Below are 23,798 nucleotides of genomic sequence, written 5' to 3'. Positions count from 1 at the left end.
TTATCTCTTTATTTTGTAGATGGGGTGAGTAAATGGGGCTTAACGAGTTAATCAACACCTATTATGGTGACCTTAGTGACACTGACAAGTATATTTGCGAGTTTATTTTGGCCAATAAGGATTTGGTCGGTGATATGAGCATTAAAGAGTTCTCTCAAAAAAGCTTATCATCCAAGTCGTCGGTCATTCGCTTTGCACAAAAACTTGGTTTTACAGGTTACAGTGAATTGCGGAATTTTGTGAAATGGGAGCGTGGTGACGGTCCGATTGTTTCGGATACTCACTATTTTCTTGATCAAGTGTTGGCGGATACCAATGCTTTGGTGTCATCTATACGAGAGGAAAACTGGGATGATGTGTATCAGAAAATTGCAGAAAGTGACAAGGTATTCATTATTTCAACTGGCGTCACACAGCAAAATCAGGCCTTGGAATTTGAACGAGAATTGCTTTTGACTGGCAAAAATGTGGCCTTAATCCCGGGAAATCAACGCAGTTCAGAATTTAGAAGAATGATTGAACAGTTAAATGATGCCGATATTGTTTTTGTCCTATCATTATCTGGTGAAAACACCGATCTTGAAGGGGTGATCAATATCCTTAATTTGAAAAAAGTTTTTTTAGTGTCTATTACTAACTATAAGAGCAATTGGCTATCAAAGAATTGCACCTATAATTTATATGCCAGAAGCACGAGAAGCCCTGTTCCAAGTGACTGGTGGCTTCAAACTACCTCGACTTTTTTTGTCCTAATTGAAAGTTTCGTGTTTGGCTACAATGATTATTTGAGAAAAAATAAGCCAGAATAGGGCTTGAATAGGCAGCTCAAGCTCTGTTTTTGTGGAGTGCTTCCATATAGAATAAAGGAGCCCTTGATTTCAAATCAAGAGCTCCTTTGTATAATTATATGTTATTCAGCAGTTGCATTAGCATGCTCTTTGGCCAATTCGTTTTTATCATAAAGTTTAACGAATGGGTAGTAGCAAATAACTGATACAATGATTAACACAACGTTAAGAACAGCTGCGCGCCAGTCTCCACCAGTTGCTAAGAAAGCTCCTACAGGCCCAGGGAGTGTCCATGGTGCAGTAACTGATACAGGGTTTACTAAACCAGCAGTTGTTGCAAACCAAGCAATTGTGGCACAAATCATTGGTGTGATAATGAAAGGAATCATGATAACTGGGTTTAATACGACTGGAACACCGAAGATAACGGGTTCGTTAATATTAAAGATTGAAGGCATGATGATTGCTTTTCCTAATTTTGAACCATATTGCGATTTAGCAGTGAAGGCTAATAAAATGGCTAAACCGATTGTACAACCAGACCCGCCAATCCAGATAAACCATTGGAAGAACGGCTCAGCGCCAATATGTGGTAAAGTCTCACCAGCAGCAAGGGCTGCTGTGTTACCATCTAATAATTGTAACCAGATTGGCCGTGCAAGAGAACCGATGATTGACACGCCATGGATACCGAATACCCAGAAGAAGGTAATCATAAAGACAAGTAATAGCACACTTGGTAATGAATCAGCTGCACTAACTAATGGACTAACAATTTTAGCGATTGCTGTATGCCAGTCAAAACCGATAAAGTAAGTAATAGTTGCCATTCCCAAAATAACGATTAGGGTAGGAGTTAAAGCTTCAAATGAACGAGCAACTGCCGGTGGAACTTGATCAGGCATCGTGATTTTAAATTTTGATTTATCTGTCATACGGTAGACTTCAACGGCAATTATCGCTGTCACGATTCCAACGAACATTCCGCCACCACCTAAGTTAGCCATTGGTAAAACAAAGCCAACAGCGCCAGCAGCATCAGCTGCTTCAGCAGGGATGTTAACAGGTACAAATGTTAATAAGAAAGCGATTGTTGCTAAGATACCACCAGATACAGCATCTAGTTTATACGTTTTAGCAAGGCTTGCCCCAATCCCAAAGGTCGCATACAGAGACATGATATACATGGTCATCCGGTATGGCAATAAGATTGTTGCGGCGTTTTCTTTTAAGAAAACACTGATGCCCCATGCTTCAGGAAGCGGTGGGAAGGCGATAATTAGGAAAAATGATCCGATAATAATTAACGGAAGAGTCGCAATAATACCATCGCGAATCGCGCGTAAATGACGCTGGTTAGCTAATTTAGCCATTGGGCCAGCTAACTTTTCTTCAATAAAACTTGTAAACTTATCTAACATGTTTTCACTCCTTATTGTGTGCAGTTCTATCTGCTATTAAAAAATAAACCCTTTGAATAACCAAAAATAAGAAAGAATTTCTAAAATAACGAAAGCGCAAATCAACGTAATCCAAAACCGCTTACAAATGCCGTCTTTTGTTTCGATAAAACACTGGCCATAAGCAATGGCTAAAGAAATAAAGAATGGTAAAAATAGCATGACAGCAATTCGAGTGTCCCAATTAACTAAATAAAAGAGATAGGGGATCAGAATCCCTCCAACGACACTGGCTAATAAAAGAATCAATGCACTTTTAAAAGAAAAGCGTGGAATACCGGTTTGTTTTTTTTGAATTTCCATTATTTTTGTTCACCTCCTTGGCTTTTAGTGTATTCAAGTAGCACCTGTCTTATATGACTGATTGTAATCAAGCGATTACATCTTCATGACATGTTTGATGGATGCGTACTTGTAGTATACAATCTATGTAATTATATTTCAAGATATTATTGAAAAAAATAGAATATTATTTCTTAAACGTATTTTTATTACATTATTTTCCTTTAAAAATTGAAATATTATTCCTTAAATGGTAAGATTTAACCAAAGCGAGAACAACAACCGATAAGATTATTGGAAACGGTTCTATTGTGTGAGACCATGACGTCGCTATGATTGAGTAAATGAAAGAAGTTACTTGTTAAGTTATAGACGTGATGAGAACAGCAGCTAAAATCAAATTTTTTGAGAAGGATGTCGAAAGATGTTAGAAAATTTAACTACTGAAAAAAGAAATGAAAGTACGCAAAATCTCGATCGTCTATCAGTCAAGCAGACAATTGAAAAAATGAACCAAGAAGATCAAAAAGTCATTGAAGCGATTGGTCGCAAAACGGAATCAATTGAAAATTTAATCGAGAATGTTGTATTGAGCATAAAGCGAGGTGGCCGCTTGTTTTACTTTGGGGCTGGAACTAGTGGACGTTTAGGCATTCTAGATGCTGCGGAATGTATCCCAACCTTTAGTATTGAAGGGGAGATGGTGCAAGGGATTATTGCTGGTGGCGAGTCAGCTATGACAGTGGCAGTAGAAGGTGCGGAAGACTCTTTGACACTAGCAGTGGAAGATTTTAAAGAGCGTCAATTAACAGCAAAAGATTTTGTTTTAGGGATCAGCGCTAGTGGTCGAACGCCTTATGTGATTGGTGGGCTAAAGTATGCGGCTGAGGTCGGTGCAACAACAGGTGCACTGTCTTGTAATGAAGGTGCGGAAATCAGTCAATTTGCTCAATACCCGATTGAGATTTCGGCTGGTCCAGAAGTTCTAACTGGTTCAACCCGCTTAAAATCGGGAACGATTCAAAAGTTAGTGCTTAATATGATTTCTACCATCAGCATGGTTCAACTAGGTAAAGTCTTTGGCAACTTAATGGTAGATGTTAAGCCGACCAATGAAAAGTTAGTGGAACGTGCCAAGGGCATTATCATGGATGCTACAGGTGTTAGTAAGGAAGAAGCGACTTATTATTTTGAAGACTCTGATCAATTGGTCAAGTTAGCTATTGTCAGAATTCTAACAGGGGCGTCGAAAGAGGTGGCGATTCGGTTGTTGCAAGAAAATAATGGATTTATTCGCCAAGCCATTGAGCCACAAGGTGACAAGTAAAAGCAGACAAGAGGACGATGGAAATGACGTATGTAATTGGAATTGATTGTGGTGGAACTAAAACAGAAGCCGTCGCCTATGACGAAAAAGGGCATCAGTTAGCCACAAAAGTAACAGGATTTGGCAATTTATTAGTTGATTATCCAACAGCTTTAGCAAATATTCAAGCGGCAGTTCAAGCTGTTTTAGATGAGTTGGGTGCTGGTTGCCAGCAACTTGTCTTCGGTATTGCTGGGATTGATTCTGGTGGGTTGAAGGAGCGTTTGGAAGCGGAAGTTAGTCATTGGAAACTGCCGATCACGCTAATGAACGACGGTCAATTGGCTCACTATGCCATACTACAAGGAGCTGATGGTATTGTGGTTATTGCTGGTACAGGTTCAGTCATCTTGGGCCGTCACTCGCAGGAATGGTATCGAGTTGGAGGCTGGGGCCATTTACTAGGAGATGGCGGTGGTGCCTTTGATATTGCGCGTAAAGCCATTAAGCAGAGTTTGTTTGAATTTGACTTAGGAGAATCCCCAAGCGAATTATCTCGGGCGTTATTCAAGCATTTCAAAGTAGATGATGTTTTTGGGATTACTAAAGCCGTCTATTCAATGGAAAAAGGCGCTATTGCGGAAGTCGCAAGCTTAGTAGCTGACCTAGCGGAAGAGAATGAGATTGCTAAGGCGATCTTGCAATCCGCTGGGACTGAGTTAGCAACAAGTGTGGCTCAGCTTGCCCATAAAATGCCAGCAACGGCAGACAACTTAAAAATAGGCTTAAATGGTAGCGTGATTGAAAAAAATCCGATTGTCCGAGAGGCTTTTTTCAACGGACTGGTTGAACAGTTACCAGAAGAAAACGTAGAAGTGTTAGATAAAATTGCATCAAGTGCACTTGGTGCTTACTATTATAATAAAAGGAATGGTATAAAATGAGAAAATTAGGAATTTCCGTTTACCCGAACCACAGCAGTGTTGAAGAAATTAAGGCTTATATGGATTTAGCAGCGAAGTATCGCTTTACGCGGGTGTTTACTTGTTTGCTATCAGTTGATAAAGACGACAAAGAAAAGATTGTTCAAGAGTTTACTGAAACCATTAATTATGCTAAATCACTTGGCATGGAAGTTGTGGCAGATGTTAGCCCGAAAGTCTTTGGCGAATTGGAAATTAGTTACGATGATTTGTCATTCTTTAAAGAAATTGGAGCCGATGGTATTCGTCTGGATATGGGCTTTACTGGGAATGAAGAGTCGATCATGACGTTTAATCCTCAAGACTTAGACATTGAATTGAACATCAGCTCTGGCACCCGCTATTTGGAAAATATTTTAAGCTATCAAGCCAATACCAGTAAATTAATGGGGTGTCACAATTTTTACCCACATCGTTATACAGGCTTGAGTTACAAACACTTTATCGAAACCACACAAATCTATAAAGAAAACGGCATTCGGACAGCTGCTTTTGTCAATTCGCCAACCGCTAAGATTGGACCATGGCCAGTGGAAGAAGGTCTTTGTACCCTAGAAATGCATCGTCATTGGCCGATTACCACACAAGCGAAACACTTGTGGGCCACTGATTTAATCGATGATGTGATTATTGCGAACTCTTTTGCATCGGAAGAAGAGCTAAAAGCATTAAGTGACATTTCACCTTATCAATTAACATTGGATTGTGTCATTGAAGACGCAACGCCAGAACTTGAACGGAAGATTGTGTTAGAAGAGTTTCACTTTAACCGTGGGGATGTTTCTGATTACGTGATTCGCTCGACTCAAAGCCGTGTCAAATACAAAGGGCATAATTTTGTGCCGTTTAACACAGAAAACATGGCAACAGGCGATATCTTAGTGGAAACATCACTGTATGCTCACTATGCCGGTGAGTTACAAGTGGCCTTATTGCCGATGGAAAACTCAGGTAAAACAAATGTAGTGGGACATATTACAGTAGATGACCAAGTCTTATTGCCGTATATCAAGCCTTGGCAAAAATTCAAATTTAATGAAGTAAAATAATTGTTAAGCTAATAAGTCGGTGGAAATCAGCGATTTATTAGCTTTTCACTGTCAAAATAAAAGTAAAGGTGTGAGTTGATGAAGTATGCAGTAGGATTAATGTCTGGAACATCCTTAGACGGGATTGACGCAGCTTTAGTTAAGATGGATAATAAAGAGGATAAGGTTCACTATCAATTAGTTGATTTTTGCACACTGCCTTTTAGCGAAGAGATGAAAAAGAAAATTACAAATTCATTATCTATTGAGCAATCTAATGTGGAATTAATTTGCAGTTTAAATTTTGAGCTTGGCCAGTTATTTGGCGAAGCAGTTGTAGAAATTTGTGAACGAAATGACATGGCTAGCAGTGAATTGTTATTTGTAGCCTCACATGGGCAAACGATTTATCATCAGCCAGTGCCAAAAGGACAATTTGTGGCGTCAACCCTTCAAATTGGGGAGTCTAGTTTAATCGCAGAGATCGCCCAAACAACGGTTGTTTCAGATTTTCGTTACCGCGATATGGCAGTTGGCGGACAAGGGGCACCGATTGTTCCTTATTCGGAATACTTGCTTTATAAGAGCGAGGACTCTCAACGGATATTGCAAAATATTGGTGGCATCTCCAATGCGACGATCGTGCCACAACAAGCGGAATTACAAGATTTATTAGCCTTTGATACCGGTCCGGGTAACATGATCATCGATGAACTTTGTCGCCATTTTTATCAGCAAGAGTATGATGCAAGTGGGAGTTATGCTAAATTAGGTCAAGTAAATGAGGCGCTCTTGACTGAGTTAATGGCTCATCCCTTTATTGAAAAAACTGGTCCTAAAACAACAGGACGTGAAGATTTTGGTGAACAGTTTGTGGCAGAGTTACTGACTAAGTATGACATGCCAGCTAATAATTGGATTAGAACCGTCACCTTGTTTACTGCTAAAGCGATTGCCAAAGCGCTCGCTCCTTATTTAACGGAGCAAACAGAATTAGTGGTCGGTGGCGGTGGTAGCTATAATGAGACATTGTTAGAGATGTTGCGCAGCGAGATGCCAATGGTCAAGGTCTTAATTCAAGAAGATTTGGGCTTATCGTCTGAAGCGAAAGAAGCAATTGCCATGGTGGTTTTAGGCCATCAAACATTGAATAAGCGGCCGAGTAATGTACCAAGTGCAACAGGTGCCAGTAAAGCGGTAATTTTAGGTAAAATAACGTATTATTAATTGAGAAGGGAGATTAAACGATTATGGAAAGTAAGCACGTGTATCATCGTGTCACGAGTATTTTTGATGACTTGACAAAATCGGAACGAAAAATCGCCCGTTTAGTGTTGGATCGTCCGAACGATGTGCTAAAAATGACGGCTACAGATTTGGCGGATGAGTCAAATACTAGTCCTGCATCAGTGATTCGTTTTTGCAAATCAATTGGCATTCCAAGTTTTCCTGAGCTTAAATTGCAATTAGCTGGCGAACGTGAAATACCTGTAACAGACAGTTATTCAGATGTGTTACCCGATGAGCAATTGTCAGATGTTAAGATGAAATTATTAGGTAATGCCTATCAATCGATGAAAGAAACCATTCAGTTGATGGATGAAGCGACGATTATGAAGGCGGTCGCGATGATTGAACAAGCATCAATTGTCTATGTTTATGGTGTCGGTTCATCTAATTTAGTGTCTGAAAACATGTCACAAAAATGGAACCGTGTCGGAAAAGTCTGCATTACGATGACAGATGTTCATCTACTGATGTCAAGCTTGTCATCTGCGCCGAAAGGAGCGCTCTTTGTGGGGATTTCTAATTCTGGCGAGACCAGTGAAGTGTTGGCAGTGATGAAGTTAGCCCAAGAATTGTCTTTAAAAACGATGGGAATTACCCAATTTGGCGTCAACTCTCTTAGTAAGTTAGCGGATCTTTGCATTCAAACAGTTAGATCGAAAGAAGCGGAATTACGTAGTGCGGCGACGAGTTCGTTGATGTCACAGTTTATTACCCTAGATGTCCTATTTCAATCGTATGTCTTACAAAATTATGAGGAAAACATGGCAGCTATTCGTTCATCGAGAAAAGCAGTGGATTCGTATAAGGCGACATATTAAATACGCAACACATCATCTAAAAAGGTGGTGTGTTTTTTTGGGATTGTTTGAAATAAAATTTCCGATTTCGGCATAAAGTGTTGAAATATTATTTCTTGAGAGGTATAATAAACGTGTAATCAGTTAAATAACGAGCAATCAAGAGGAGGAGAAAGATGTTAGGATGTTCAATATTTCTTGGTGAAGACTTAAGCGAAGCGACATATCAGTATATGAAACGAATGAAAGCGGCAAATTTTACTGGTATCTTTACATCACTACATATTCCTGAGGATGATGCTTCTCAGTATTTAAAACGCATTCAAGCACTGGGGAAAGCAGCGATGGATTTAGAACTATCATTGATGGTCGACATTTCTGCCAAAGCGTTGGAAGCTATTGGGGTCAAGATTGAGAGCAATGTATCAAAATTACAAGAGATGGGCATTACTGGTATTCGCATGGATTACGGTATTGATATGACAACTATTGCCGCTGTGTCTAGAGTAATGACGGTTGGCTTAAATGCAAGCACGTTGACTACAGATGAGGTGGTGGAGTTGAAACAGTACGGGGCTGATTTTTCCCGAATGGAGTTATGGCACAATTATTATCCGCGGCCAGAAACAGGCTTAGATAAAGCGTCATTTATCAGCCGCAATCAGTGGTTGAAAGGGCAAGGCTTTAAGGTAATCGCCTTTGTTCCTGGTGATGAACGCCTACGTGGACCATTGTTCGATCATTTACCGACCTTAGAAAAGCACCGTGACACTCACCCTTTGGCAGCTTGTCTGGAGTTGTTAAAAGACTGTCATGTTGATGAAGTCTATATTGGTGATGAGCGACTGTCGGAGAAAGTCATGGGGCAATTCACTCGTTATGTGGAAGAGGATGTCATGGCGTTACAAATCTTACCACTAACGAACAGTTACCAAGAATTATTTATTGGCAGCCATACTAATCGCGTCGACAGTGCCAGAGATGTTATTCGTAGTCAAGAAGCTCGCTTTAAGGTGATTCCTGTAATTGCTCAAGAAGGTTGTCACTTACGGGAACAAGGTTCCGTCACACTAGATAATCAGTTGTACGGTCGCTATATGGGGGAATTACAACTGACTAAAAGAGATTTACCGGCAGATTCGCGAGTCAATGTTGTGGCGAAAGTCGTGCCAACGGATGTCGCCTTAATTGATTGGATTCAACCGGGACAGAAATACGCGTTATATCAATAAAACAATGGGTTGCGATATGAACAAATAAAGGATGTCTTTCTTAACCTCGCTACTTGAGGAATAGAGAAAAGACAATTGGAGGAACTAATTAGCATGAATATCGAGTCGTTAACAACGGAAACACGTAACATGAACACCATGAATCTAGACCAAATGACAGTGATGGAAGTTCTTGAAACAATGAACAATGAAGACAAAAATGTCCCTGCGGCTATTGAAAAAGCCATGCCACAAATTGAAAGTGTGGTCTATCAAATTGTAGCAAGCTTCCAAAAAGGTGGTCGCTTAATTTACACAGGTGCAGGTACCAGTGGTCGCCTAGGGATCTTAGATGCGGCTGAATGTGTGCCCACATTTGGCACAGAGCCTGAGATGGTTCAAGGCTTAATTGCTGGCGGGATGAGCGCCATGACAGTAGCAGTTGAAGGGGCTGAAGATTCGCGAGAATTAGGTAAAGAGGATTTAATCACTATCAACTTAACCAAAGACGATATTGTCATTGGAATTGCTGCCAGTGGTCGAACACCTTATGTGATTGGGGGCTTATTATATGCAGCAGAAGTTGGCGCGACAACAGCGACCATCTCTTGTAATAAGGGAGCTGAAATTAGCCAATATGCCAGCTTTCCCATCGAGGTTGAAGTCGGTCCAGAAATTTTGACTGGTTCGACCCGTTTGAAGTCAGGTACGGCGCAAAAATTAGTGTTAAATATGTTATCGACTGTTTCAATGATTGGTATTGGTAAAGTCTATAAAAACTTAATGGTTGATGTGCGCCCAACAAATGAAAAGTTAGTTGAGCGAGCAAAACGCATCATCATGGAAGCGACGGAATGCTCATACGAGCTAGCTGAAGCAACCTTTTTAGCCGCAGATGAGAATGTCAAAGTGGCAATTGTGATGATTTTGACAGATGCTACAAAAGCGGAAGCTGAGGAAAAATTAGTGAATGGCAAAGGATTTATTAGAAACACACTAAAATAAAGAAGTTGGGGTGACCAGAAATGGCAGATAAGATTCAAGATATTGCAACTGGTATTTATGCAAATGTTGGTGGTAAGGAAAATGTTTCAAAAGTCGTTCACTGTATGACACGTGTTCGTATGGGGATCAAAGATTATTCAAAAGTGGACATGGATGGCCTAAAGGCTGTTAATGGTGTGATGGGCGTTGTGGAAGATGACACGCTACAAGTGGTCATCGGACCTGGAACGGTTAATAAAGTGGCGCAAGCCATGGTTGACATGGTTGGAGTGAACTTAGGGGATGATTTTCCAGCAGGTAGTTCAGTCAGTGGAAAAGATGCCGTCGAACAAAAAGCAGCAGAGATGAAAGCAGAAGTAAAACGTAAAAACCAAAAACCTTGGTCCAAAGCGCTAAAAGCCATTTCTAACATCTTTGTTCCCTTAATTCCAGCCTTCGTTGGTGCCGGAATTATCGGTGGATTTGCATCAATTGTCGGTAACCTACTGACAGCAGGCACTATTTCTGGTGATACATGGGTAAATATTGCAACGGTTATGAATATTATTAAAAATGGTGTCTTCGGCTATTTAGTTATCTACGTTGGGATGAACAGTGCCAAAGAGTTTGGCGCGTCACCTAGTTTAGGTGGTGTTATTGGTGGTGTAACTCTATTGACAGGGATGAATCCTGAATTGCCGCTGCCGAATATCTTTACTGGTGGCAGTTTGAATGCTGGTCAAGGCGGTATTATTGGGGTAATCTTTGCTGTTTGGATCATGTCATTTATTGAGAAGAATTTACGTAAAGTGATTCCAGATTCAATTGATATTATTGTGACACCAACAGTGACTTTACTAATTATGGGATTAATGACAATTTTCTTAATTATGCCGATTGCAGGAGCGATTTCTAATTCCTTAGTTGGCGTGATTAATGCCGTTTTAAACGTGGGCGGTGCCTTTGCAGGCTTTATTTTAGGCGCAGCATTCTTACCGATGGTAATGTTTGGTCTGCATCAAATTTTAACACCGATTCATTTAGAAATGATTGAACAAACCGGTAGTACTTTATTGTTACCTGTTTTAGCAATGGCAGGGGCTGGTCAAGTTGGGGCGGCTATTGCTTTATGGATTAAATGTCGTAAAAACAAAGGCTTAGTAGAGTTGATTAAAGGAGCCTTGCCAGTTGGGATTTTAGGGATTGGTGAACCATTGATTTACGGTGTGACATTACCTTTGGGTCGTCCGTTTATCACAGCCTGTATCGGTGGTGGTATTGGTGGTGCCGTCCTAGGATTAATTGGTAATATTGGTGCCACGTCTGTTGGGCCAAGTGGTGTTGCTTTAATACCTTTGATCGCTAATGGTCACTGGTTTGGTTATGTTCTAGGTCTTTTAGCTGGTTACGCAGGTGGATTTATTGCCACATATTTCTTTGGAACGACTAAAGAAATGCAATTAGGCGAATAAGATGAAAAAAGCAGTAATTTTTGATATGGATGGCGTGATCATTGATTCAGAGTTAATCTATCAAAAACGACGAGCAGAATTCTTTCGGAAACAAGGCATCGAGCTGACGGATGAGATGCAACAAGCTTTCATTGGGACGAATCCAGATGACATGTTTCGAGTGGTTTTTCCAGAGGACGAGGAAAGGCGAGAAAAAGTTAAAGCAGAGTTTCTGGCGTTTAGAGGAAGCTATCAAGTCGATGTTAAATCGATTTTAAATCCTGAGATTAAAGCACTCTTAGATTGGTTAAAAGACAGAGGTTACCGCTTAGCGGTGGCTTCGTCTGGTGCCTATGACAGTGTGGTTAATGTTCTTGAGCAAAATCAATTGCGAGATTACTTTGACTTAGTCGTCAGTGGGCAGCAATTTGAACGGTCTAAACCAGATCCAGAAATCTATCGCTATACAGCTGAAACCCTTGGTGTTACAGTAGGGGATTGTTTGGCTATTGAAGATTCGGAACACGGTATCGCAGCGGCCCAAGGTGCTGAAATTGAGGTTTTAGGACTGAAAAATACTAAGTATCAACTGGATTTAAGTCAGGCAACTGATATCATTGACTCCCTCAATCAAGTTCCAGAATGGCTAATGAGGTAAAAAAGAAGGCATGCAATTATATTATGATTGTATGTCTTTTTTTTACCGTGTATGATAAGGATGAGGTGAAAAATATGCCAAATAATATATTATTTGTTATTCAAGAAAGACTAGGAAGCTTATCTAATGCTGAAAAAAAACTAGCAGAGTGGATTCTTCAGCATTCTGCTGAAGTTATTCATATGAATGTGACGACCTTGTCTCAAAAAGCCAAATCAAGTCCTGCCACAGTAGTTCGTTTATGCTATTCACTGGGGCTCGATGGGTTTACTGATTTAAAGTTGAAATTATCCACAAGTTTACCGCAAATTACCGAAGAATTACATACGGATATCGTTAAAGATGAAGAGATTTCTCAAATTAAAAAGAAGCTGCATTTTAAAGTGTCCAACTCTTTTACCGAAACCATGTCAAAATTGGATGATACGATGGTGGAACGAACTATGGCAATGATGGATGAAGCTCAAGTAATCTACACCTATGGTATCGGTGCTTCGGGATTAGTAGCAGAGGATATTTATCAAAAATTGACGAGGATTGGGAAGAATGTTTTTTTCTCCAAAGATTATCATTTAACCGCCACCTCCCTTGTGACAAACCCTTCAAAAGGGGTCTTATTTGCCATTTCTAATTCCGGCGAAAAGTCAGAAGTGATTCACTTAGGGAAAATTGCCAAAGAGCGAGGGATTGACTTAGTGGTGATGACAAACTCAAAAAAATCCACCTTAGGCAAAATTGCTGACGTGATTTTAGAAACAGCAAGTGGTGGCGAGGCAGTTTTGCGTAGTTCAGCTTCTAGCTCCATGTTGGTGCAACTTTTTACGGTCGATATTCTATTTTCAGCCTACGCGTCACGGCATTATGACAGTACCATTGAACGCTTGAGTCAATCGAAGGAGATTGTAAAGAAAGTCTAGCAGTAAATGACACGTAACAACGAGCACGCGGAGTATCCAGTAATGATACTGAGATAGAAATATTTTTTTAGGATTAGATAGACGTTCAATTTTTTTGTTTGTCAGAAGGTTACGTGATCTAAAGAAGCTAATTAAAAATGAGCCAAAATGCAAAAAAAACTAGAAAAAGTAATGGAATTTAAGTACAATAAAAAAAAGAGCTACCTTCCCTCGGAGTCAGGTCATAAAGTTGAGCTGTTTACCCGTAAGAAAGTGTGAAATAGGGCGGGATCTATGTCCCGGCCCTGACGTAAGTTAGAAGAAGATCAATAATCATCTGTTGTTGTGATGTTACCTATTGTTTTTTATCATGAAACGGAAATGGAAGCGTTGTTTTTTAGAGTCTTAAAGAGCAGGTAAAAATATAGAAGCAGACCAGTTGTCACACGTGAAACGAGAGATTATAATCAAAGTAAGTAAAGCCAATTGTCCTGATGTCGTAACAGTATTGAACCAGGATAAAGAGGTGATGTATGGTTCAAACAAAAAAAGAGGTCACACCTTTAAATGATGTTTTATTTAAAAAAACCTTTGGGACACAAGCCAACAGTCATATAATTATTGGATTTTTGAAAGATATAGGTGGAATAAATGCAGAAACAGTAAAAGTAATTGACCCATATAATGTTGACACTTACAGTAAAAATAGAATCAATCAGCTTAATTACACAGAAGTTGATATAGCCGCAACATTGGCGAATAATCGTCAAATTACGATCGAACTTCAAGTGACTTCTCAGAGTTATTTTAATCGTCGTCTTTTCTATTATATCGCAGAGCGATATCGGTCTACTTATGGAAAAGTGGATCAAGCTAAACCAGCGGCACATCAGAGTAAATACGATTCATTAGAACCAGTTCACAGCATTAATATTATGAATCATCAGCTATTCGACGATGAGTGCGTTGTCGAGGATTTTGTTTTTCGTGGCAGGAATAGTAATCGGAAATTTGTAGATGAGACTGGTGAGGAAATAGTGGTTATAACCTTTTTTGAGCTAGTTAAACAGCCAAAAACGTTAACGAATATCAAGCATTGGATTGATTTTTTCTTAACTGGAAAAGTCGGTCCAGAGGCGCCAAGTTATATTCAAGATGCTTGCGAACAAGTTCGTCGTCAAAACTTAACAAAGGAGGAACGTAAATTGGTCGATTTAGCAGAAAAAGCGCAAGAAACCCAGAAGTGGTTGTTACTTAATAGCAGAAAAAAGGGATTAGAACAGGGATTAGAACAGGGATTAGAACAGGGATTAGAACAGGGATTAGAACAAGGATTAGAACAGGGATTAGAACAAGGATTAGAACAGGGATTAGAACAAGGAATAGAACAGGGGTTAAAGCAAGGACTGGAGCAAGGTAAATGGAAAACCGTGAGGGATTTTAAACGAATCGGTGTTTCGACGGAGCAAATCATGAAAGCGACTGGTCTATCACGTGAGCAAATTGAGAAATTGACTTGAGTTCAGACGTTGAAGCTAATTTGCAATCCCATTAATAGGACAAGTCAGTCACTTATGACTGACTTGTATTTTTTTGTTATTCACTCTATAATAAATGTTCGGACAACTTTTGGCATTTAGCTTTTCTAAGGAGAATGGAAATGAAAAAAACAAAGTATCAGCTGATTGCAGACGAGATACGTTCTACTATTTTAAGCGGAGCTTTAAAAGTTAATGAGGCTATTCCGCCAGAATTACAGTTGCAAAAAGATTACAGTGTTAGCCGTCACACCGTTCGTGAAGCCATCTCCCTGTTAGTCAATGAAGGCTATTTGCGCAAAGAAAAAGGGTCAGGCACCTATGTTAGCGATGCTTACTTGACTCAAATACATCAGGGGAATAAGAAAACAATCGGTGTGATTACAACCTATTTGTCAGACTATATCTTCCCCTCAATTATTAGGGGAATTGAAAAAGAACTAAGCGAAAAAGGCTATTCACTGTTACTTGCCAGCACCAATAACGACACCCTTCAAGAAAAGAAAAGTCTGGAGATGATGCTTAGTTATGGGGTTGACGGTTTGATAGTGGAGCCAACTAAGAGCAATCAGTACAACCCTAATCTTTCCTACTACTTGGCTTTTAAAGAGGCGGAAATTCCCTTTGTGATGATCAATGCTCACTATGAAGAACTGGCAGCACCTTACATCGATTTGGATGATGTGACAGCGGGCTTTTTAGCGACGAGTGAGCTGTTGGACAATGGTCATGCTGATATTGCCTTAATCACTAAAATCGATGATTTACAAGGGAAAAATCGCATGAAAGGTTATATCAAAGCGTTTGAAACTCAGCGGAAAGTTTTTCATTCTGAAAGTATCTTTACTTATACTACCGAGAGCAAGGCAGAGATGTTGGAAAAGCTCCGTAAAGCCCTACTTAATCAGGAGCGATCGATTACTGGCATTGTCTGTTACAACGATGCGATTGCCTTGGAAATTATGGAAATCATTAAAGTACTAGGTTTAAAAATACCGGCAGATTTGTCGATTATTGGCCAAGATGACTCCTTTATTGGGACGGCCGCTGATGTGAAACTAACGACGATTACCCATCCAAAAGAAACCATGGGACGAGATGCTGCCAAGTGGATTGTCGCCGCCATTGAAGGCAAAAATAAGCTATTGGATTCCATACGCTATCAACCAGAGTTAATTCGTCGCGAATCAGTGGCAAAAATAGAGGATAAAAAACCAAAGGACATTTAACGTCCTTTGGTTTTTTATGTTCATACAACTTCAAAGAGAGTGTTGACATGTACGGACAAATATTTTATACTTGAGGTATTAAACGCAACTTGTTTTTAAACAGTTGTCGATAGGAGGACATCGAATGGATGTGGCACAGATCAAAGGAGAGATTGCTGCCGGGAAAACGATTTTGGGCATTGAGTTTGGTTCAACCCGTATCAAATCAGTTTTAATCGCGTCGGATTTTAGCCCAATTGCTTCGGGCAGTTTTGAGTGGGAAAACAAGCTGGAAGACGGTTTTTGGACCTATTCACTTGAGTCGATTTGGCAAGGCTTACAAAAGAGTTACCAAGAATTACGCGAAGCGGTGAATCAGGTTTATGGGGAATCCCTAGAAAAAATTGCTTCGATTGGCTTTAGTGGCATGATGCATGGTTACTTGGCTTTTGATCAAAAAGGGGAGCTATTGGTGCCTTTTAGAACATGGCGAAATGCTAACACGGCTCAAGCAGAAAAAGAATTAACGGCTTTATTTCATTACAACATTCCCCAACGTTGGAGCATTGCTCATTTATATCAAGCGATTTTAGAAGAAGAAGCCCATGTTAAAGACGTGGCCTATTTGACGACATTGGCCGGCTACGTCCATTGGAAATTAACCGGTCGAAAAGTCATTGGAATTGGTGATGCTTCAGGGATGTTCCCCATAGACAGTCAGATTAAAAATTATGACCGTCAGATGGTTACAACTTTTGATCAGCTCATAAGCCCAAAGCACTACCCTTGGCAATTAATTGAGATTTTACCAGAAGTGTTGGTAGCAGGGGCGGAAGCTGGGCAGTTAACTGAAGAAGGGGTCAAGCTGTTGGATAGCAGCGGCAATTTGCAGGCAGGTATTCCGCTTTGTCCACCAGAAGGAGATGCTGGCACCGGAATGGTGGCGACGAATGCAGTGGCGAAGCGGACTGGGAATGTCTCAGCTGGAACATCAGTATTTGCCATGATTGTGTTGGAAAAAAACTTGCAAAAAGTTCACCCTGAAATTGATTTAGTCACCACACCTTCTGGTAGTTTGGTCGCAATGGTTCACGCTAATAATTGTTCTTCGGATATTAATGCCTGGGTGAAGCTTTTCGGTGAGTTTGCTGAAGCATCAGGCAACCCAATCGAGACTAACGCACTATACGAGACCTTGTTTAATCAAGCTTTGGAAGGAGATCAAGACTGCGGTGGTCTCCTGTCCTATGGCTATTACTCAGGAGAGAACATTACCGATATAGGAGAAGGCAGGCCTTTGTTTGTGCGAACGCCAGAAAGCAACTTCACTTTAGCGAATTTTATGAGAGTCCATTTATTTTCAGCTTTTGGGGCCTTAAAAATTGGCATGGATATTTTATTAAAAGAGGAACAGGTTGAAATAGAGCGGATTTTAGGCCATGGGGGGATTTTCACCACGAAAGAAGTGGGGCAACGAGTCTTGGCTGGGGTAATTGAGACGCCAGTTTCAGTCATGGAAACAGCTGGTGAAGGCGGCGCTTGGGGGATTGCCTTATTGGCAGCTTATCTAAATGAACGGGACTCGTTAAGTTTAGCTGACTTTTTGGAACAGAACGTATTTGCTGGCAATCTCGGCACAACTCTCTCTCCAGATCAACGAGATGTCAGCGGATTTGCAACCTTTATTTCCCGTTATCAAAAAGGATTGCCAATTGAACAAGCTGCTGTAGACTATTTAAGTTAGGAGAAGATGATGTTAGAACAACTAAAAGAAGAAGTCTTTCAAGCCAATTTAGAATTACCAGAACGAGGATTAATTAAATACACTTGGGGCAATGTCAGTGGCATTGACCGAGAACAAGGATTGTTCGCCATTAAACCCAGTGGGGTTGATTATGACCAGATGTCTGCTAGTGATATGGTCATCTGTGATTTAGCAGGAAATGTCGTTGAAGGGTCCTTAAACCCCTCATCCGATATGCCCACTCATGCCGTTTTGTACAAACAATTTCCAACAATTGGCGGAATTGTTCATACTCACTCTACTTGGGCGACAATCTGGGCTCAAGCAGGATTGGATGTCCCTGCAATGGGCACCACTCATGCAGATACCTTTTACGGAAAAGTCCCCTGTGCCCGTTTTTTAACCCAAGAGGAAATCGATCGGGGCTATGAAGTTGAATCGGGCAATTTGATTGTCTCAACGTTTGCTGAACGGCAGCTTGATCCGTTGGCGATTCCTGCTGTTCTGCTTCACGGACACGGTCCCTTTACTTGGGGGAAAGACGCTAAAAGCGCAGTGATGAACGCTGTTGTCTTAGACGAAGTTTGTCAGACTAATCTCTACGCCCGTCAATTAAATCAATTTGCTGAAGAGTTACCTCAACGGGTCTTGGACAAGCATTATCTACGAAAACACGGTGACAATGCCTATTACGGTCAAAAATAAAACAATGAGGAGTGTTTATAATGTTAGAAGTCAGTCAAAAAGAATTTTGGTTTGTGGTCGGTTCCCAGCATTTATATGGAGAAGAAACTCTATTGGAAGTGAAATCACATGCCAGAGAAGTGGTAGCAGGATTAAATGACAGTGGCAAACTGCCTTATCCAATTCGACTGCAAGAAGAATTAGCGGTGACTGCGGATGCGATTACTAAAATTATGAAAGAAGCCAACTACCGAGATGAAGTAGCCGGTGTCATCACATGGATGCACACCTTCTCGCCGGCAAAAATGTGGATTCGTGGCACGAAGATGTTACAAAAACCACTGTTGCATTTAGCGACTCAATACAACGAAAGCATTCCTTGGAAAACTATTGACATGGACTTTATGAATCTGAATCAAAGTGCTCATGGCGATCGTGAGTACGGCTTTATCAATGCACGTTTACGAAAAAATAATAAAATCGTCGTCGGATATTGGCAGCGTGAGAGCGTCCAAAGTCAAATAGCTGAATGGATGGATGTTGCGGCTGCTTATGAAGCTAGTTTTGAGATTAAAGTCGCGCGTTTTGGTGATAATATGCGGAACGTTGGCGTTACCGAAGGGGATAAAGTTGAAGCACAAATCCAGTTTGGCTGGGTCGTGGATTATTTTGGAATCGGCGACTTAGTAACCGAGATTGACAAGGTGACAGAAGGGGAAGTGGAGCAAGTCTTTGGGGAGTACCGATCATTGTACGAGTTTGACTATGGCGATTATGAACCAGCCCTATGGGATAAACAAGTGAAAGCACAAGCTAAAATTGAAATTGGCTTACGTCGTTTCTTAGAAGCGGGGAATTATTCAGCCTTTACTAGTAATTTTGAAGATCTATACGGTATGGAACAATTGCCTGGTTTAGCTGTTCAACGTCTGATGGCAGAAGGGTATGGTTTTGCTGGTGAAGGAGACTGGAAAACAGCCGCCATTGATCGCTTAATGAAGATTATGGCTCACAATCAAAACACCGGCTTTATGGAAGATTACACCTATGAGCTAGCTCAAGGAAAAGAAGCGATTTTACAATCTCACATGTTAGAAGTTGACCCGTCATTAGCCGCTAACAAGCCAAAAGTGGTGGTATCTCCTTTAAGCATGGGCGATCGGGAAGACCCCGCTCGATTGGTTTTTGATGGCAAAGCAGGAGCGGGAGTGGTTGTTTCCATGGCTGATTTTGGCACTCATTACAAGTTGTTAATCAATGAAGTGTCGTTGTTTGAACCGACAGAACCAGCCCCTCATTTGCCAGTGGCGCGAATTCTCTGGGAAGTTAAACCGGACTTTGAAACAGGCGTTCAAGCGTGGATTGAAAATGGTGGTGGGCATCACACTGTGGTGTCATTAAACTTAACGACTGATCAAATCGTCGCTTGGGCTAATATGGTTGATTTGGATTATGTGGTTATTAAGTAACTAAGAAAAAGCAACGCTAACAGCAGCGTTGCTTTTTTGTTAGGTGTTTTCTAGTGGATTAATAAACGATGGTGCCAATAGTAGTGCTGGATCAGGCTATCATTGAACGTTGTTGCACAAAAAAAGCTGACTGAAAGGTCAGTCAGCTGATATTAGCTGATTTTGGCTATTAATTGATTGATTTGGTGCCAATCATTGGCACGAGGGGGATAGGAGATGTGGTAAAGCAAAGTATTTTTCGGACCATCGATCTGGGTATCAGTGATGATCAGGTCTGGAGAGGTTGGAGTTGGCTGCCCATCAATAAAGTCAATTTTATGTTGGCTGTTGCGAATTAATTCACGTTTGATTTTTTTAGAATAAAGGCCTCGTTCAGCCATTATTTGAACCGTGAAAAGGCGCTCGAAGGCTGTCAAATCAAAAGAAGATTCAATAGCAGACAGCAATGACTTAAAACGAATCGCAGAGTCTTCTGGATTTGTTTTATGTTGACTTTCAACCTTTTCAAAAAGGGAAATTAAGCCACTGTATAACGAACAGTATTGTTGAGAAAAAAACTCCAAAGGATAATCGGCCATTGCCAGTCGATCACTGTGATCTGTCAGTAAATGGTGTTGGCTGATGAGCAAATCTGTCTGAAACGCCAACGTGTCCTCAGCAGAGCTGAAAAGTGCAGGATAAGTTGACCGTAGCTGGGCTAAGATATCTGTCACATAAGCAAAACTGCTTGGCTCATAGCGGCTGAAATAGTTGATAACAATGCCAGAGGAAAAGTCAGTGTTTACTGAGAGAATCCGAGTGAGCAATGTTTGATAAACAAATTGACTCTCTTTGATAATAATACTAGGATCGAGCAAGTAAAACTGACGACTAAGGGTGTTGTGAATCAGTTGAAACAACGGGTCCTCTGGGAGACGATGTAGCAACGCTTGATCAATATAATGACTTTGGCGAATATCTAGAAAACTGATTGCCAGACTAAAACGAATTTTTTTCTGTGAAACACTGTCCAAGCTTGTGCCCAGTAATACTTCAAGTTCAGCGATTAGAGAAGTGACATCTAGGTGTCGGTCACTCATTAGTGGGAAATCACTGTTTTTATAAGCACTCCAGAAAAATTGCTGTGCAAATTGCCGAATGACGTGACGTTGGCCAATTAATTGACCCTTTTTTGCATCAAAACTCAGCTCATAGCTTGCTAAAAACTGGTTAAGGTTACTGACTTCGCGGTAATAAGTTGCTCGGCTAACCTCCAAAGAGTCTGCCAAAATGGCCGCATTAAAGGGGTGACTGTCAAAAGCAACAGATAAGATCTTAAATGAAGGGGCATCTTGTAAATAACTCAATAAAATCGTTCCTAAATAAGAGTTAATGTTTTGATTTATCCGGTAACCTAGGGTAGTATTGACTTCTAGAGCAAGTTTTGGATAGACCGTTAATAATTTGCTTTCTAACTGACGATAGCTTTTTTGAATAGCTGAAGCTGGCAGGGATAAACTAGTTCTAAGATCATCTCTTGACAACCAGTTTGGGCTAGCCTTAATCAATAATGTTAATAAAGCAAACTCATTTTGTTGTTGTGTTGGCAGTAATAAAGTAATGTTCATGGTCATTTCCTCCATTGTCTTTTGTCTTAACTTAATAGTAAAAGACCGAAGCGTAGAACAGGTGTAGTGGAAGAGTAAGCCAGGGATTATTTGATCCAGAGAGAGTGGAGGAAAAAAACAATGCCATATAAATTGTTAGTGATTGAAGATGATAAAAATTTTCAGCATTTAATTGTTAGTTTTTTAGAGTCAGAGAACTACGAAGTAACCGCTGTTGACGATGGGTTAGAAGGGGTAATGGCATTTGAGGCAACTCCTTTTGATTTGGTTATTGTTGATGTGATGATGCCCTTACTTGATGGTTATGGCGTGAGTAAAATGATTCGGAAAAAGAGCAAGGTGCCAATTATTATGTTGACAGCCCTGTCAGAAGAGAAAAGTCAGATTGAGGGCTTTGACAGTGGGATTGATGATTATATTACGAAGCCTTTGTCCTTCACGGTTTTTTTACAACGAATTAAAGCTTTACTCGTAAGGTCTTATGGAGAAGAAACAACAAATGTATTACGTTTTAAAGAAATCGAAGTATTCTTAGACGAACATCGTGTTTTCGTAGGAGCAACTGAAGTCAGTTTAACCCATAAAGAATACCTGATCTTAACCGAGTTAATGAGCCGACCTAACCAAGTGTTTACCAGAGAACAGCTTATTAATAAAGTTTGGGGATACGACCATATTGGAAATTTGAAAATTATTAATCAACACATTAAAAACTTGCGCAAAAAATTAGGTGGAGATTTTATTCAATCTGTCAAGAATGTTGGGTATCGCTTAGATGATTAAGTGGTGGCGTCGTATTTCTTTTAAACTTTTTTTCGCCATTTTCGGGTTGTTGTTAGTGATTATGGGAGCAATATTCGCCAGTATGTATCGCTTGTTGCCGGACTATCAGTACCGACAGGAATTGGATCGTAATTATGAGATACTGGAAAACTTTATTACTGGTTTAGAAGGTTTATCAACGGAAGATGTGCAAACGGAACTTTCTATCTTTTATGGTTCGACGAATGTAAAATTTATTATTGTTAATGAAGATGGCTTACTTTTGTTTCCCTTTGTTAGAAGAAACAGTAAACCAGATGCATCTGTCCTAAATGAGTTGGGAATTGGTACCTTACAGGCTCGAGCTGATAATTATACCCATGTTCGAATGATCGAGTTAAATGGAGAAAAGTATTCGATCACTTACAGCATTCCTGTGGTAGCAAAAGATCGAATTCGGCAAATGTTATTGGTTTTCTTGTTTTATTCGTTTATTGTCAGTAGTATCTTGGCCGCAGTGGGAGCTTGGATTTTGGCTCGCCGAATTACAGGACCTGTTATTGAAATTAATGAAACAGCCAATAAGATGGAGCAGCTTGATTTTTCTGCCAGCTTGCCTCAGCAGCGAAAAGATGAGCTAGGGCAACTGTCTAAAAATCTTAACAGTATGTCTAAAAGCGTGGAAACGAACTTGGTTAAATTAAATTCCGCAAATGAGCAGTTGCAAGTCGATGCACAAATATTAAAATACGAAGAGGCTAAACGGAGTGAGTTATCGGCTGTGATCTCTCACGAATTAAAAACACCGATAGCAGCCGTGATGGGCCAGTTGGAAGCGATGTCGTTAAATATTGGGCCTTATGCGGACCGGGATAAGTATTTAAAAGAGAGTTATGTCATCATGGAAGAAATGCAAAAATTGGCCGAAGATGTGTTGGAAATTGCCAAAGTAAATTATGTGGACTTGCAGGATAATTTACAAACCTTGAATCTCTCAGAATTGGTTGAACAGATTGTGCAACGTCAAAGACAATTTTTTTCTTCCTCAATACAAACTTTTTTGGATATTCAAAAAGATCTGATAATCGACACACAACAAATCCTCTTTAGTAAGGCCTTGGAGAACATCATTTCGAATGCTTATCAATATTGTCTGGAAAATGGCCATGTGACAGTTTCATTGAAAGAGAATGCTGCAGGGATTGAGATAATGGTATTTAACACGGCCAAGCCAATTTCTGATGAGAGTTTAGAACGAGTGTTTGAAGCCTTCTATCGCGTGGATAAATCTCGCAATCGGAAAAGTGGTGGAACTGGTTTAGGTCTATATATTGTCGCTAATAATTTTGAAAAATTAGGGGTCCAGTTTGAGATGACCAATGAAAGAACAGGAATTCAATTTGTCATTAAGTTACCACCTAGAAAAATAAAACGCCCCTCTTCGTCTTAAAAAAGCATAGCTTGTCAAACAACACGTCAGTTTAGCGTGTTGTTTTTTTTGTCTCATATCTTTAATAAAAGTCATAACTGATTTGAGACAAGTGCCTCCTAGGTTGCTGATATGATAATACTTGTAAGGCGAATGAGCAATCGTTCGTTATGTAATAGTAAAGAATTGCCGGGAAGTTGCTTAACAGGTGTTCTTTCTAAAA

Annotated in this window: 21 protein-coding genes; 18 read left to right on the top strand and 3 right to left on the bottom strand. The window is 40.2% G+C overall.

From position 1 onward, the window contains the following. Positions 1 to 32 precede the first annotated feature (32 nt). Positions 33 to 809 (top strand): MurR/RpiR family transcriptional regulator, encoded by a 777-nt coding sequence (locus tag I6N95_RS16575; protein WP_209529989.1) that lies wholly within the window; start codon positions 33 to 35, stop codon positions 807 to 809. 101 nt (positions 810 to 910) lie between these two features. Here I6N95_RS16575 and I6N95_RS16570 read toward each other — a convergent pair whose 3' ends face one another. Together I6N95_RS16570 and I6N95_RS16565 are read right to left on the bottom strand one after the other, a co-directional pair. Continuing rightward, positions 911 to 2,209, bottom strand: a complete 1,299-nt coding sequence (locus tag I6N95_RS16570; RefSeq protein ID WP_209529987.1) for a PTS sugar transporter subunit IIC — start codon at positions 2,207 to 2,209, stop codon at positions 911 to 913. A 36-nt stretch (positions 2,210 to 2,245) separates the two neighbouring features. Then, positions 2,246 to 2,551 (bottom strand): hypothetical protein, encoded by a 306-nt coding sequence (locus tag I6N95_RS16565; RefSeq protein WP_209529985.1) that lies wholly within the window; start codon positions 2,549 to 2,551, stop codon positions 2,246 to 2,248. 403 nt (positions 2,552 to 2,954) lie between these two features. Here I6N95_RS16565 and murQ (I6N95_RS16560) point away from each other — a divergent pair, with 403 nt between their 5' ends. From murQ (I6N95_RS16560) to araA, 15 genes are all read left to right on the top strand, one after another. Then, positions 2,955 to 3,857, top strand: coding sequence for an N-acetylmuramic acid 6-phosphate etherase (gene murQ, locus I6N95_RS16560; protein ID WP_209529983.1), 903 nt, complete (start codon positions 2,955 to 2,957; stop codon positions 3,855 to 3,857). Positions 3,858 to 3,880: 23 nt separating this feature from the next. Continuing rightward, positions 3,881 to 4,780 (top strand): N-acetylglucosamine kinase, encoded by a 900-nt coding sequence (locus I6N95_RS16555; protein ID WP_209529981.1) that lies wholly within the window; start codon positions 3,881 to 3,883, stop codon positions 4,778 to 4,780. Next, complete coding sequence (locus I6N95_RS16550; protein WP_209529980.1) at positions 4,777 to 5,868, top strand: DUF871 domain-containing protein; 1,092 nt, start codon at positions 4,777 to 4,779, stop codon at positions 5,866 to 5,868. Before I6N95_RS16555 ends, I6N95_RS16550 begins: the two co-directional genes overlap by 4 nt. A gap of 78 nt (positions 5,869 to 5,946) precedes the next feature. After that, the gene (gene anmK / locus I6N95_RS16545) at positions 5,947 to 7,074 is read left to right on the top strand and encodes an anhydro-N-acetylmuramic acid kinase AnmK (RefSeq protein ID WP_209529978.1); all 1,128 of its coding nucleotides are present in this window, start codon (positions 5,947 to 5,949) and stop codon (positions 7,072 to 7,074) included. 23 nt (positions 7,075 to 7,097) lie between these two features. Further along, positions 7,098 to 7,955: a MurR/RpiR family transcriptional regulator gene (locus tag I6N95_RS16540; protein WP_209529976.1), complete on the top strand. Its 858-nt coding sequence runs from the start codon at positions 7,098 to 7,100 to the stop codon at positions 7,953 to 7,955. Positions 7,956 to 8,110: 155 nt separating this feature from the next. Then, entirely contained in the window at positions 8,111 to 9,166 is a 1,056-nt protein-coding gene (locus I6N95_RS16535; protein WP_209529974.1) for a DUF871 domain-containing protein, read from the top strand. Between the two features lie 93 nt (positions 9,167 to 9,259). Beyond that, complete coding sequence (gene murQ, locus I6N95_RS16530) at positions 9,260 to 10,150, top strand: N-acetylmuramic acid 6-phosphate etherase (RefSeq protein WP_209529972.1); 891 nt, start codon at positions 9,260 to 9,262, stop codon at positions 10,148 to 10,150. Between the two features lie 20 nt (positions 10,151 to 10,170). Next, the gene (locus I6N95_RS16525; protein WP_209529970.1) at positions 10,171 to 11,601 is read left to right on the top strand and encodes a PTS transporter subunit EIIC; all 1,431 of its coding nucleotides are present in this window, start codon (positions 10,171 to 10,173) and stop codon (positions 11,599 to 11,601) included. Position 11,602: 1 nt separating this feature from the next. After that, positions 11,603 to 12,238 (top strand): HAD family hydrolase, encoded by a 636-nt coding sequence (locus tag I6N95_RS16520; RefSeq protein WP_209529968.1) that lies wholly within the window; start codon positions 11,603 to 11,605, stop codon positions 12,236 to 12,238. A gap of 74 nt (positions 12,239 to 12,312) precedes the next feature. Beyond that, positions 12,313 to 13,155, top strand: a complete 843-nt coding sequence (locus I6N95_RS16515; RefSeq protein ID WP_209529966.1) for a MurR/RpiR family transcriptional regulator — start codon at positions 12,313 to 12,315, stop codon at positions 13,153 to 13,155. A 512-nt stretch (positions 13,156 to 13,667) separates the two neighbouring features. Beyond that, a complete protein-coding gene (locus I6N95_RS16510) occupies positions 13,668 to 14,654 on the top strand; it encodes an Rpn family recombination-promoting nuclease/putative transposase (protein ID WP_209529964.1) in 987 nt (328 codons plus the stop codon). 140 nt (positions 14,655 to 14,794) lie between these two features. Next, positions 14,795 to 15,901, top strand: a complete 1,107-nt coding sequence (locus I6N95_RS16505) for a GntR family transcriptional regulator (protein ID WP_209529962.1) — start codon at positions 14,795 to 14,797, stop codon at positions 15,899 to 15,901. A gap of 124 nt (positions 15,902 to 16,025) precedes the next feature. Further along, positions 16,026 to 17,624, top strand: coding sequence for a xylulokinase (locus tag I6N95_RS16500; protein ID WP_209529960.1), 1,599 nt, complete (start codon positions 16,026 to 16,028; stop codon positions 17,622 to 17,624). Between the two features lie 9 nt (positions 17,625 to 17,633). Continuing rightward, positions 17,634 to 18,329 (top strand): L-ribulose-5-phosphate 4-epimerase, encoded by a 696-nt coding sequence (locus tag I6N95_RS16495; protein WP_209529959.1) that lies wholly within the window; start codon positions 17,634 to 17,636, stop codon positions 18,327 to 18,329. A 20-nt stretch (positions 18,330 to 18,349) separates the two neighbouring features. Then, positions 18,350 to 19,777: an L-arabinose isomerase gene (gene araA, locus I6N95_RS16490; protein WP_209529957.1), complete on the top strand. Its 1,428-nt coding sequence runs from the start codon at positions 18,350 to 18,352 to the stop codon at positions 19,775 to 19,777. Between the two features lie 152 nt (positions 19,778 to 19,929). Here araA and I6N95_RS16485 read toward each other — a convergent pair whose 3' ends face one another. Further along, complete coding sequence (locus I6N95_RS16485) at positions 19,930 to 21,384, bottom strand: helix-turn-helix domain-containing protein (protein ID WP_209529955.1); 1,455 nt, start codon at positions 21,382 to 21,384, stop codon at positions 19,930 to 19,932. Between the two features lie 120 nt (positions 21,385 to 21,504). On the opposite strand from I6N95_RS16485, the gene I6N95_RS16480 reads away from it, so the two are divergent. Both I6N95_RS16480 and I6N95_RS16475 read left to right on the top strand, forming a co-directional pair. Beyond that, a complete protein-coding gene (locus I6N95_RS16480) occupies positions 21,505 to 22,167 on the top strand; it encodes a response regulator transcription factor (protein WP_209529953.1) in 663 nt (220 codons plus the stop codon). Continuing rightward, positions 22,160 to 23,596, top strand: a complete 1,437-nt coding sequence (locus I6N95_RS16475) for a sensor histidine kinase (protein WP_209529951.1) — start codon at positions 22,160 to 22,162, stop codon at positions 23,594 to 23,596. The genes I6N95_RS16480 and I6N95_RS16475 overlap by 8 nt, the downstream gene beginning before the upstream one ends. The last annotated feature ends 202 nt before the right edge of the window (positions 23,597 to 23,798 follow it).

It is taken from the genome of Vagococcus allomyrinae, from assembly GCF_017829975.1.
GTDB classification, from domain to species: Bacteria; Bacillota; Bacilli; order Lactobacillales; family Vagococcaceae; genus Vagococcus_D; species Vagococcus_D allomyrinae.
The sequence above is the reverse complement of the archived record's forward strand: the minus strand, read 5'-3'. Positions and strand labels throughout refer to the sequence as shown.